The organism is Actinomycetota bacterium, assembly GCA_030682655.1.
GTDB lineage: Bacteria > Actinomycetota > Coriobacteriia > Anaerosomatales > JAUXNU01 > JAUXNU01.
Map to the genome: position 1 here is coordinate 58,562 of JAUXNU010000205.1, position 11,980 is coordinate 70,541.

13 protein-coding genes and 1 riboswitch are annotated in these 11,980 nt (G+C 63.9%); of the genes, 2 read left to right on the forward strand and 11 right to left on the reverse strand.

Going from position 1 to position 11,980, the window contains the following annotated elements; all coding sequences use genetic code 11:
* The first annotated feature begins 84 nt into the window (after positions 1 to 84).
* On the forward strand, positions 85 to 456 hold the full coding sequence (locus tag Q8K99_13640) for a response regulator (protein ID MDP2183594.1): 372 nt from the start codon (positions 85 to 87) through the stop codon (positions 454 to 456).
* Positions 457 to 527: 71 nt separating this feature from the next.
* Here the strand turns inward: Q8K99_13640 and Q8K99_13645 are convergent, their stop codons facing one another.
* The 8 genes from Q8K99_13645 to dnaK form a co-directional block, all read right to left on the reverse strand.
* On the reverse strand, positions 528 to 971 hold the full coding sequence (locus Q8K99_13645) for a MarR family winged helix-turn-helix transcriptional regulator (GenBank protein ID MDP2183595.1): 444 nt from the start codon (positions 969 to 971) through the stop codon (positions 528 to 530).
* A 158-nt stretch (positions 972 to 1,129) separates the two neighbouring features.
* Entirely contained in the window at positions 1,130 to 1,492 is a 363-nt protein-coding gene (locus Q8K99_13650) for a DUF86 domain-containing protein (protein ID MDP2183596.1), read from the reverse strand.
* Positions 1,476 to 2,084 carry a helix-turn-helix domain-containing protein gene (locus Q8K99_13655; GenBank protein MDP2183597.1) on the reverse strand — a complete coding sequence of 203 codons (609 nt, stop codon included), beginning with the start codon at positions 2,082 to 2,084 and terminating at the stop codon, positions 1,476 to 1,478. Before Q8K99_13655 ends, Q8K99_13650 begins: the two co-directional genes overlap by 17 nt.
* 72 nt (positions 2,085 to 2,156) lie before the next feature.
* Positions 2,157 to 4,742, reverse strand: a complete 2,586-nt coding sequence (clpB, locus tag Q8K99_13660) for an ATP-dependent chaperone ClpB (protein MDP2183598.1) — start codon at positions 4,740 to 4,742, stop codon at positions 2,157 to 2,159.
* An 82-nt stretch (positions 4,743 to 4,824) separates the two neighbouring features.
* Positions 4,825 to 5,232, reverse strand: a complete 408-nt coding sequence (locus Q8K99_13665) for a MerR family transcriptional regulator (protein ID MDP2183599.1) — start codon at positions 5,230 to 5,232, stop codon at positions 4,825 to 4,827.
* Between the two features lie 36 nt (positions 5,233 to 5,268).
* The gene (gene dnaJ / locus Q8K99_13670; protein ID MDP2183600.1) at positions 5,269 to 6,381 is read right to left on the reverse strand and encodes a molecular chaperone DnaJ; all 1,113 of its coding nucleotides are present in this window, start codon (positions 6,379 to 6,381) and stop codon (positions 5,269 to 5,271) included.
* A gap of 3 nt (positions 6,382 to 6,384) precedes the next feature.
* A complete protein-coding gene (locus Q8K99_13675; protein ID MDP2183601.1) occupies positions 6,385 to 6,987 on the reverse strand; it encodes a nucleotide exchange factor GrpE in 603 nt (200 codons plus the stop codon).
* Positions 6,980 to 8,869 (reverse strand): molecular chaperone DnaK, encoded by a 1,890-nt coding sequence (gene dnaK, locus Q8K99_13680; protein MDP2183602.1) that lies wholly within the window; start codon positions 8,867 to 8,869, stop codon positions 6,980 to 6,982. Before dnaK ends, Q8K99_13675 begins: the two co-directional genes overlap by 8 nt.
* 250 nt (positions 8,870 to 9,119) lie before the next feature.
* Between dnaK and Q8K99_13685 the strand changes: the two genes are divergently transcribed.
* Positions 9,120 to 9,308 carry a 4Fe-4S binding protein gene (locus Q8K99_13685; GenBank protein MDP2183603.1) on the forward strand — a complete coding sequence of 63 codons (189 nt, stop codon included), beginning with the start codon at positions 9,120 to 9,122 and terminating at the stop codon, positions 9,306 to 9,308.
* Between the two features lie 33 nt (positions 9,309 to 9,341).
* Here Q8K99_13685 and Q8K99_13690 read toward each other — a convergent pair whose 3' ends face one another.
* The 3 genes from Q8K99_13690 to Q8K99_13700 all read right to left on the reverse strand — a co-directional run bounded on the left by Q8K99_13690 (position 9,342) and on the right by Q8K99_13700 (position 11,642).
* Positions 9,342 to 9,902 (reverse strand): hypothetical protein, encoded by a 561-nt coding sequence (locus tag Q8K99_13690; GenBank protein MDP2183604.1) that lies wholly within the window; start codon positions 9,900 to 9,902, stop codon positions 9,342 to 9,344.
* A 61-nt stretch (positions 9,903 to 9,963) separates the two neighbouring features.
* Positions 9,964 to 10,899 (reverse strand): NAD-dependent epimerase/dehydratase family protein, encoded by a 936-nt coding sequence (locus Q8K99_13695; GenBank protein MDP2183605.1) that lies wholly within the window; start codon positions 10,897 to 10,899, stop codon positions 9,964 to 9,966.
* A gap of 8 nt (positions 10,900 to 10,907) precedes the next feature.
* A complete protein-coding gene (locus Q8K99_13700) occupies positions 10,908 to 11,642 on the reverse strand; it encodes a class E sortase (GenBank protein ID MDP2183606.1) in 735 nt (244 codons plus the stop codon).
* A gap of 184 nt (positions 11,643 to 11,826) precedes the next feature.
* Positions 11,827 to 11,919, forward strand: a riboswitch (cyclic di-GMP riboswitch).
* The last annotated feature ends 61 nt before the right edge of the window (positions 11,920 to 11,980 follow it).

The following is an 11,980-nucleotide window of genomic DNA, read 5'->3' on the forward strand; positions in this document are numbered from 1 at the left end:
GCGAACAGACCTTCACCTGCCTTAAGCAGGAACGCCAGCTCAGCTGTCGTAGTAGGCCATCGAGACGCGCACATCGGAGGATCCATGGGAACGAAGCGCATCCTCATCGCCGACGACAACCGCTTCATCCGAACTCTCGTAAGAGCGGCCTTGTCTTCGCTCGGACACGAGATCATCGAGGCTGTCGACGGGCAGGAAGCATGTGACCTTGCGTTCTCATGCGAGCCGAACCTGATCATCCTGGATGTTGTTATGCCCCACATGAGCGGGTTCGAAGTGCTCGAGCGCATCCGGACCACCGACGGCGCGCCGACGTGTCCCATCGCGATGCTCACAACAGCGGCTACCCCTGGCGACCACAAGCACGCCGACGAGTTCGGTGCCGAAGGCTACATTACCAAGCCGTTCGACAACGCTGAGCTGCGACAGAAAGTCACCGAGCTGCTGGAGGACTGAACTCGGCCCGGCACCGCCGGGGGTGAGCCGTCCGAATCCATGTCCGGAGAAGCGGCCGCAAAGCGGTCACCCTAGGCGAGGTTGCGGTGCATCCGCTCAAGGAGTGACACCGCGGTCACGATCTCCTCGGCGGTCATCCCGCTGGTAGCCTGGAGCATCAGCGATTGGTTCAGCGTCAGCATGCCGGTGACGATCTGGTGGCCTTTGCGAGTGAGTCGCGCCATGTCCGGCGAATGATCGTCCCGGTCCCGGCGCAGCATCCGCTTGTTCTCAAGGTCGAGCAGCAAGCGACCGGCCTCGGGAGGTACGGCGATACGCTCGTCGGGGCCTATCTCGCGAAGGTCACCGGGGGAGCACGTCTGGGTGTAGACACACGCGAGCATGCTCCACTCGTCCACAGTCAGCCCGAAGCCACTGGCTGTCTGATGCATCCGGGTGCGGAGAGCCCCGTCGAGCTGCCCGAGCATGAAGCCGAGGCGAACCTCGGTCACGTGTTGGACCGTGCTGACCCCCACTAGCGTCCCACCCCCATAAGTCACGGACATGAATCAACCTTACCCGTGATCGAACCAGCCGTCACGCTGTTGGCTCCCTCATATCCGCAGTTCATCCCCAGGCTAGGCTGGAACCGGACAAGTGGCGCACCTGCCTCGGTGAGCGGCGTCGACAAGGCTCAGTCGCCAAGCGCATCCATCTCTCGAAGCATTGCCCGAAGCTGCAGGAGAATCGCGGGCACGCTCATGCGTACCGTCGAGACCACGACGTTGTCGTCAAGTCCAAAGTAGTGGTGGACGATCTTGTCCCTCATGCCCGCGATGCGTTTCCACGGGATGTCTGCATAGCGCAGCACCCACTCCTCGGACACTTGCTTGGACGCCTCTCCCAGAACCGTGAGGTGATGCATGACAGCTCCCCGCACCGGCCGCCGGGGATCGGGCAACTCATCGTCAGAAACACCCTGTGCGAAGGCGATGATGTACTCACAGGACTCAATCATGTCCCGAACCGGCGAGCCAATATCACGCTCCCAAGACATGCACTCTCTCCCCGTCAACGTACGACCGCACATGGGGGCGTAGCGATGCGAAGGAGCCCGCATCGGCCTTGCGGCCCAGAAGCTCAGTCAGGTACTCCTCGGACCCGAAGACCGTGTCCAGCGTTGGTACGGCGACCTCCACGATGAGGTCCACATCGCTGTCCGATCGCTGCTCGCCCCGTGCGAACGATCCAAAGACGTCAACTCCGGTCACCCCATAGCGCTCTTGCAGCTCTGCCGCATGCGCCCGAATGCGAACGATGACCTCGCCGAGGTCGCGAACTGGTGCCGAGCGATCGGCCCCGGACGTCTCTAGCACGGCGGCACCGTAACCCGCTTGCTCCTCGGCGGCCAGAGGCGACTCCGTGGCACCCTTGGCCTCCCCGCCAAGGAGAACCGCCGCGACGCCGAGCCCGAGGGCTGTCGCGACTCTCGTGAGACGCGACAGCGAAACGCACCCATACCGCTCACGCTCCCAGCGGGCGATCTGCTGTTGGTGGATGCCTAGCTGCGCGGCGAGCTCGCGCTGCGTAAGCCCGCGTGCGATGCGCGCAGCCACGAGTGCGACTCCGATGTCCTCTTGAACGGTCATGTCCCGAGGATACAACCACTTTGTTGTACTGACAATGATTTCGCTGTTCGCGTCCGCCGCGCGTAGGAGCTGCTAGTGCAGCTCCAACTCGCCGTTTTCGCCGATATCCACAGTGGCTGTGTCCCCTTCGCTCATGCGCCCTTCGATGAGCGCCTTGGCCACGCGGTCGACGACTTCGCGCTGGATGACGCGCTTGAGCGGCCGCGCCCCGTAAACGGGGTCGAAGCCATCGAGTGCGATGCGCTCGATGGCCGCAGGCGTGAGCTCAAGCGCGATCTTGCGCTCGGCGAGCCGCTCACGCACCTTGGCGAGCTGGATCTCGACGATGTCGCCGATCTGCTCGAGCGACAGCGAGTGGAACACGACAAGATCGTCGATGCGGTTCAGGAACTCGGGCCGGAACGTCGCCCGCATGGCTTCTTCGATCATGGCCTTCATGTTCGCGTCGTCGCCGGACTTGGCCATCTCCTGGATGAACTGCGACCCGACGTTGCTCGTCATGATGAGAATCGAGTTGCGGAAGCTCACAGTGCGGCCCTGGCCATCGGTCAACCGTCCGTCATCGAGCACCTGAAGCAGCACGCCAAAGACGTCCGGGTGCGCCTTCTCGATCTCGTCGAGCAGCACGACGCTGTACGGCCGGCGACGCACCGCCTCGGTGAGCTGCCCGCCTTCGTCGTAGCCGACGTAGCCCGGGGGCGCCCCTATGAGCCGCTGCACGCTGAACTTCTCCATGTACTCCGACATGTCGATGCGCACCATGGAGCGTTCGTCGTCGAACAGGAACTCCGCCAGCGCGCGGGCAAGCTCGGTCTTGCCGACGCCGGTCGGCCCCATGAAGATGAAGCTTCCGATCGGCCGGTCGGGGTCGGACAGGCCCGCACGGCTCCGCCGTATCGCCGAGGCAACCGCCGCGACCGCCTCGTCCTGGCCCACGACGCGCTCGTGCAGCTCTTCCTCGAGATGCGCGAGCTTCGCCATCTCTCCTTCCAGCAAGCGCGAGACGGGCACGCCGGTCCACGCGGCCACGACTTCGGCGATCTCTTCGTCAGTCACTTCCTCGCGCAGCATGCCGGCACCCGATTGCAGTTCGCGAAGGCGGCCGTCGGCCCCATCGAGTTCGGCCTCGAGTCCCGGGATGCGGCCGTAGCGAATCTCGGCCGCACGCTGCAGGTCGCCTTCGCGCTCTGCCCGCTCGGACTCCATCTTGGCCTCGTCGAGCTCCGCCTTGAAGCGCTGGACATCCGTGATGACGCTCTTCTCCGACTCCCATCGGGCCTTGAGACCGCTGAGCTCCTCTGAGACGTCGGCCATCTCCGCGCGCAGGACCTCCAGCCTCTCCGCAGAAGGCTCGTCGCTTTCCTTGGTCAGGGCGGCTTCTTCGATCTGCATCTGCCGCAGCCTGCGATCGAGCACGTCGATCTCGGTCGGCATCGAGTCGATCTCGATCCGGAGGCGCGACGCGGCCTCGTCGATGAGGTCGATCGCCTTGTCGGGCAGAAAGCGATCGGCGATGTAGCGGTCCGAGAGCGAGGCCGCAGACACGATCGCGCCATCGGTGATGCGCACGCCGTGGTGGACCTCGTACTTCTCTTTCAACCCGCGCAGGATCGCGATCGTGTCTTCCACGCTCGGCTCGCCCACATAGACCGGCTGGAATCGGCGCTCCAAAGCGGCGTCCTTCTCCACGTGCTGGCGGTACTCGTCGAGCGTGGTCGCGCCTATCGCATGCAGCTCGCCGCGTGCGAGCGCGGGCTTGAGCATGTTACTCGCATCCATCGAGCCCTCGGCGGCTCCGGCACCCACGATCGTGTGCATCTCGTCGATGAAGAGCACGAGCCGACCCTCGGCCTGCTCCACCTCGCGCAACACGGCCTTGAGCCGGTCCTCGAACTCGCCGCGGTACTTCGCTCCGGCCACCATCGCGCCGAGATCGAGCGCGACAACGTCCTTGTCTCGCAAGCTGCTCGGTACATCACCGTCGACGATGCGCTGCGCGAGCCCCTCGACGATCGCGGTCTTGCCCGTACCCGGCTCGCCGATCAGCACCGGGTTGTTCTTCGTGCGCCGTGATAGCACCTGGATCACGCGGCGGATCTCGTCGTTGCGCCCGATGACCGGATCGAGCTTGCCGTCGCGCGCAGCAGCCGTGAGATTGCGGCTGAACCGCTCGAGCGCCTGGAACTGCGACTCGGGGTTCTGGTCGGTGACGCGACTCCCCGCCCGCAACTCCTCGAGCGCTTCGAGCACCCGGGCCGACGTCACCCCGGCACCCTTCATGAGCCGACCGGCCTCACCGGAGTCCTCGGCGATGGCCACCAGCAGGTGCTCGGTCGAGACGTAGGCGTCCTTCAGCTTCTCGGCCTGCTTGAACGCCTCGGCCAACACCGTGCTCAGCCGAGGACCCACGCCTGCCTGGCCAATGCCCGCACCGCTGACCTTCGGCATGGCTTCAATCGCCGAGGAGACCTCGGCCTCAAGCGCATCCGGGCTCGCACCGACCTTCTGTACGATCGGCCGCACGATTCCCTCGGCCTGGTCCAGAAGCGCCTTGAGCAGATGCTCCGGCTCGATGACCTGCTGGGACGCGCCATCGGCGATACCCTGCGCGGCCCCCAGTACCTCCTGCGCCTTGATTGTGAGCTTGTCGAGTCTCATCTCGTGCCTCCATACGTGCCGCCCAGTCGAGAGCGGCTTCCCGCAAGCGCCCGACCGGGCTTCGTCTCTCCACCGTGGGATCCTAGTCTCTCCGCGCAAGCCCTCCGCGCCTGACCATCACGATCTCGGCACGATACTCCCGGCGCACCTGTTCGGTCTCGCGCTGCGCTCTGCGCCTGACGTCCTCCGTGCGTGCGTGCATGCGATCGATCTCTCCTCGGAGACGCTCGACTTCGCTCTCCAGCGCCATGATGCGCTCCACGCCCGCGAGGTTGATGCCCTCCTCCTGCGTGAGCTGCTGGATGAGACGCAACCGCTCGATGTCGGCCTCGGAGTACAGGCGTGTATTGCCGGCCGATCGCTGCGGCTTGATGAGCTCGCGGCGCTCGTAGATCCGCAGTGTCTGGGGATGCATGCCGGAGAGCCCGGCCGCCACGCTGATCATGTACAGCGGCCGTTCCCGTCCGATCCCTGATCGCTTGTTCACCATCTGTACACCTCCCGGGAGTGAGCGCCTGCCTGGCCCCTACCCGATGTGAGCCCTAAGGTCCTCGCTATGCGACGCGCCAAACTCCTCGAGCAACTCCTTGCCTTGCGCCGTGAGCTTGGTCGGGATAACGATGTGGGACTTGACCTTCAAGTCCCCCCAACCTTTGCCCTTGAGCTTCGGGGCTCCCTTTCCGGCGAGCCGGAAGACCTTGCCCTCCTGCGTGCCGGGAGCGATCTTGAGCTTGACCCTCTGGCCGGAAGGCGTCGGTATCGTGACCTCCGTGCCAAGAGCAGCCTCTGTGACCGACAGCGGCAGCTCCATGTGCACGTTCGCACCGTCACGCGTGTAGTAGGGATGCGGGCGCATCCGCGTCACAACGTACAGGTCGCCGGCCGGACCGCCCGACTCACCGGGCTCGCCCTTGCCCTTGAACCTGAGCTTGCCTCCGTCCGTCACACCCGGAGGTACGTTCACCGTGACCGGCTTGACCTTGACCACACGCCCCTTCCCCCGGCAGGTCGTGCACGGCGTCTCCACTATCGTCCCGGTGCCATTGCAGCGCGGACATGTGCGCGAGATAGCGAACATTCCTTGCCCCTCGCTCGTGTGCCCGGTCCCGCCGCACGTCGAGCATTTCGTGCGCGAAGTCCCGGGCTTGGCGCCGGTGCCTTTGCAGACAGAACAGGCCTCCGCCCGCTGGATATCCACCCGCGAAGAGACCCCTTCCAGGGCCTCTTCGAAAGAGAGGTCCAGGTCATATGTGAGATCGCGTCCTCGGCGTGCCGAGGAGCGTGAGCGTGAACCAGCCCCGCCTCCGAACATGCTTCCGAACAGGTCTCCCATGTCTCCAAGGTCGACGTTCTGGTAGGAGAACCCACCTCCACCCGCACCGGGCCATCCTGGGCCGGGACCGCCGGCGCCGGGCGGGGCATTACCGCCGAAGTACTGCCCGTATTGGTCGTACTGGGAGCGCTTGTCGTCGTCGGACAGGACTTCGTACGCCTCGTTGATCTCCTTGAATCTCTCCTCGGATCCACCGGCGTCAGGATGATGCTTGCGCGCCAGCTTGCGGAAGGCCTTCTTGACCTCCTCGGTCGAGGCGTCCTTCTTGACGCCGAGTATGTCGTAGTAGTCCTTCCTGCCGGCCATGGCCTACTCCTCAGGTGCGGACGGCCCCCCGGTGGCGACGACGACCATCGCCGACCGGATCACCCGGCCGTGCATCTCGTAGCCCTTCTGGTAGACCTCGATGACGGTGCCCTCCGCGACATCGGCGTCTTCCTTGCTGCCGACCGCATGGTGCCTGAGCGCATCGAACTGTATGCCAAGGGGGTCGACCGGAGTCGCGCCTTCCTTGGCCAGGACATCTAGCAACTGACCGAGTACCATCTCGACACCCGTTAGCAGGTCGCTGTCTCCTCCGGCCGTCGCGTGATCGATGGCTCGCTCTAGATTGTCGATTGCAGGCAACAGGTTCTCAACGAGGCGCTGCCCCGCACGCAGGGTCGCGTCGTGCTGCTCGCGCACCATGCGTTTGCGGAAGTTCTCGAATTCGGCCTGGACGCGCTGGGCCACCTCAAGGTTCTTCGTCGCCTCTTCGCGAGCGGCTTCGAGATCCTCGGCGAGGCGGTCCCCGCGAAGCTCGAACTCGGCACCAAGGTCTTCTTCCAGCTCGGGGTCGAACTCAGGTTCGGGGACCCGCTCGGGGCCCCGAACCTCGCGTGCGTCCTCGTCGTGCCGGCCCATGCTACTCATCTTCGTCGACTACCTCATAGTCGGCCTCGACGACCTCTTCCTCATCGCCGGCCGGCGCATCGCCGTCACCTTCGTCCGCCGGGGTGTCCTGATAGACGATCTCGGCAAGCTTGTACGAGACCTCCTGCAGCTTCTCGGTGAGGGACTTGAGCTCGTCGGCGTCATCGCCCTCGAGGGCCTTCTTGACATCCTCGGCAGCAGACTCGCACGCGGTACGCGTTTCCTCGGGCACCTTGTCGCCCAGGTCCTTCAGCGTCTTCTCCGTGGAGTACACGAGCGTGTCAGCCATGTTGCGGATCTCGGCATCATCCCTCTTCTTGCGATCTTCCTCTGCGTGGGCCTCGGCATCCGTGACCATACGGTCGACCTCTTCATCGGACAGCGCCGTGGAGCCGGAGATTGTGATCTTCTGCTCCTGACCGGTCCCCCTGTCCTTGGCCGACACATTCACGATTCCGTTGGCGTCGATGTCGAATGTGACTTCAACCTGCGGAATACCGCGTGGTGCCGACGGGATGTTCATCAGGTGGAACTTGCCGAGGGTCTTGTTGTCGGAAGCCATGTTGCGCTCACCCTGGAGCACGTGGATCTCCACGCTTGTCTGGCCGTCTGCGGCGGTCGTGTAGATCTCGGACTTGCGCGTCGGGATCGTGGTGTTGCGATCGATCATCTTGGTCATGACTCCGCCAAGCGTCTCGACGCCCAGAGAAAGCGGGGTCACGTCGAGTAGCAGGATGTCCTTGACGTCGCCTGCAAGTACTCCGGCCTGAATGGCGGCACCTACGGCTACCACTTCGTCGGGGTTGACGCCCTTGTGCGGGTCCTTGCCCGTGATCCCCTTGACCATCTCGACGACGGCAGGCATGCGAGTTGAACCGCCCACGAGAATGACGTGGTCAATATCCGAGGACTTCACGCCCGAGTCCTTGATCGCGGTCTCGACGGGCTTCTTGCAGCGTTCGAGCAAGTCGCTTGTCACCTTCTGGAATTCGGCGCGCGACAGGCTGTAGTCGAGGTGCTTCGGTCCCGCAGCGTCCGCCGTCACAAACGGTAGGTTGATCTGCGTGGTCTGCGTCGTGGAAAGCTCCATCTTCGCCTTCTCCGCGGCCTCCTTGAGGCGCTGCAGGGCCATCTTGTCCGCACGCAGGTCGATACCCTGGTCGGCCTTGAACTTCTCCGCCAGCCAGTCGATGACGCGCTGGTCCCAGTCGTCGCCGCCGAGGTGATTGTCCCCGCTCGTCGACTTGACCTCGAACACGCCCTCGCCGATCTCCATGACCGACACGTCGAAGGTGCCGCCGCCGAGGTCGAACACAAGGATCGTGTGGTCCTCGTGCCCCTTGTCGAGTCCGTACGCCAGAGCTGCGGCCGTCGGCTCGTTGATGATGCGCTTGACCTCCAGGCCGGCGATCTTGCCCGCGTCCTTCGTGGCCTGGCGCTGCATGTCGTTGAAGTACGCCGGCACGGTGATGACCGCTTCGGTCACCGACTCGCCGAGATACGCCTCCGCGTCTGCCTTCAGCTTCTGCAGAACCATCGCCGAGATCTCCTCGGGCGTGTAGTTCTTTCCGTCGATGTCGACGTTGCAGCGTCCATCCTTGCCCTTGAGCACGTTGTACGCGATCGTTCCGCGTTCGGACTTCGTCTCTTCGTACTTGCGGCCGATGAAGCGCTTGATTGAGCTGATCGTGTTCTCAGGGTTGGTGATGGCCTGGTTCTTGGCCGCCTTGCCCACGACGCGCTCGCCGTCCTTGCGGAACGCGACGACCGACGGTGTCGTGCGGTCGCCTTCCGAGTTGATGATGATCGTCGGCTCGCCGCCCTCAAGAACCGCCACAGCCGAGTTCGTCGTGCCAAGGTCGATCCCCAGTACCTTGCCCATAACAGATCTCTCCTTCCTGCTCGCCCTCCTCGGGCGCTTGACCTCCAGGCTCCGGGCTGAGCCCGGGTGTCTGATGCTAAAATCTTAGTCCTATGTTGTCAAGTTTCATTACAACGTAGTTGTATGCCCTGTCCGGCGTAGGCCGAACTGCTTCCGTGAGGTCTTTCGCGAACGAGTGTCTTTACATCGGTGCTGCCGATTTGTAGAGTACGGGCGAATGCTCAGGCACGTGCGACACAAGGGAGGCCCGATGCCGCGACCGATCATCAGTGAGGACGAGTGCTCTGCCTGCGGTATTTGCGTTGACGCGTGCTCCGAGGGCGTGCTTGAGCTCGTCGGGGACACGGCAGAGGCTGTCAACGACGACGACTGCACGGCGTGTGGGGCCTGCATGGAAGAGTGTCCGATGGGGGCTATCGAGGAAATCGAAGAGGACTAGCGTCCCGGGCGGCTTGCGGGAATCGAAGCGGGCCTAGGACCGCCGCTTCGTACTCGAGTCCAGCGCGTGACGGGGGTCGAGTTCCTTCATCTGTCTCCAAACGCGCCGCTTTCGCGAATCATCCACGAGCGACGCCTCCAGCCCGTCGACCGCGAGCGCTACGCGACCGTGCAATTCGATCGGTCGCCCGAACGCGAGATCCACTCCAAACGCCCTCCCCAGGTCATCACGCGCCTCGTCGTCAGTAGCGATGATGGTGACGGGGTCCACGGCCTCGAGAACCTGGCGCAACCGGCTCGCCACATCATTGTCCGTCGCGTCGGAGGTCGGGCGACAAAAAACAGCGAATGTCGAACCCGGGTCGAACCCAAGCCGCTCGATCGCCTTGGCGGCGGCCTCTCCGTCAGGCCCGGACATGACCGGCGCTCCCGAAAGCTCAGCCGGACCCGGTATCCCCTTGACGAATGCGACGCACGGGAATCGCTCACCGGCGATAGCGTTGTCGCTCGCCCCCCGAACCAGGGAGTTGGCACGGGCAAGTTCCGCTTCGACCTTGCGCTGAAACAGCTCAGGCAGCATTCCGGTATCGCTCACACCGTTCCCGCTTCCGCCATCCGAGGCCAAGCCAGCCCGAAGGCACCGCGCCCAGACGGCACTAGGATCTCTCGAACCACCGATATGTCTCTGCCAGCCCGGTCGCCAAAGGCTTGCGCGCGTCCCAGGCGAAAACGCTCCGCGCCTTCGAGGGATCAAGCGCGCTCCGCGCAACATCTCCCACGCGCTCAGCAGCATGTGGGAAGCGAGCTTCCACCCCGGCCGCTTCAGCCATCATGCGCGCCAGATCGTTCACGCTCGTTTCCATGCCGGTGGAGATGTTGAAAGCAGGCCCGCCGTCGCATGAAGCGCTCAGGCGCACATCCACGAACAGGGCCGCGAGAATCGCTCCGACCACATCGTGTACGTAGATGAAGTCGCGTGTCTGCTCCCCTGTGCCGTAGATGGTCGCTGCGGTTCCGGCAGCCAGATGCGCAGAGAAGATCGCGACGACCCCACCTTCCCCCTGCCAGTCTTGCCGGGGTCCGTAGACATTCGAGAAGCGGAAACTCGCGAAGTCCACACCGGACCCGACCAGTTCAGACGCGAGCATCTCCTCGGCAGCGAGTTTGGACTGGCCGTAGGGGTTGCTCGGGGATTTCTGCGATGTCTCCAGCAGAGGAACCGACGTCGGCTCGCCATAGACCGCCGCCGATGAGGCAGCGATCATCCGGATAGCCTGGCAACGTGCGGCGGCCCCCGCCACGCGGCGAGTACCCTCGGCGTTCACCTGCCAGTCCCTCTCCGGATCCACGATCGAAGCGGCCACACTCGCCTGGGCAGCCAGGTGCACGATTGCGTTCGGTCGGAACTCGCCGATAGCTGCAGGCATCTCGAGATTGGTGATATCGAGCTGCCTGAACCACACGCCCTTCGGAACGTTGTCGAGGCTGCCCGTCGAGAGATCATCGATAACGCCGACGGTGTAGTCTGGAACGAGCGCCTCCACGACATGAGAACCGATGAATCCTGCACCACCTGTGACGAGGACCCGCATACCGCCTCCTACTCCTGCTTCGCAGGGATATCGGTCTCGATCTTCCGCACCTCAACTAGTTCGGACTGGACGATCAGACGGTACCTGGCGCTATACGGTGGATGACATGCGGTGAGTGTGAGCGTAGGCACGTCTGTAGTGTCCAAGACCTCCACTCTGTTCGGCGTGACCTGAAACGTCTTGAACACAACGTACCGATAGCGCCGATACGGCGAGTACAGGTAGATGGTATCACCGGTGGCGAGCGCGTCGAGCTTGCGGAACGGAGCGCCGTAGGTCGTGCGATGCCCCGACACGCCGCTGTTTCCCGTGGGTCCGGGCAGGTCGGTGTAGTCGACCCATGCCGGCCCCCGCTTCAGGTTCTCGCGGGAGTGACCTTTCACGACAAGCGCATCGAGGCCCATGTCGGCGCTCACGAGGCGTCCGAACACGCCGCCGTCCTTGAGCGACTCCCAATACGCGACATCCTCGGCCTCGTATCCGTTCCAGTCGAACTGCACGGTTCCATCGTCAAGCAGCCTGTCTGGCGCTGGGGACGTGAGGACCGCCAAGGAAGAGACCTCCGACTCGAGGTCGGCCTGGCGCCACCCTGCGGCAAGGTCCGTGAGGCCGTAATAGGACAGGAGACCGACCGCTATTCCAAGGAAAACGTTCCCCATGCCGTGCGCGATGAGGCGAAGCGGGCGACCGCTCCCGCCTGAGGATGCGGGCATGAGGCGAGCTGCTGCTCTTGTCGACTCCATGAACCGCCTCGATCCGGTGGTCAGAACACCCGCAGGCTACTGCACTGCACTGCACTGCACGCACAAAGTGTGACCTGCGCCTCACGAACTCTGTGACGGAAACCACAACTTCCCTCTAAGGACTGTGTCCTCGCGTGCCGATATCACGAGTGTAAGACATTGAAAGCCGCATATCGCCAGTGCTCCCCGATAAAGGCACGGCTCGCCGAAAGACGAGCTTCGCAAAGTCACGGGTCTAACGGAAGGTTCGCCTTCCCACGACAGCCGGACCGCCGGGTACGACACCGAAGCCATTCAGGCCCGGTTCCGCCCAGCGCCATAGGGAGGAGTCGGGTCGA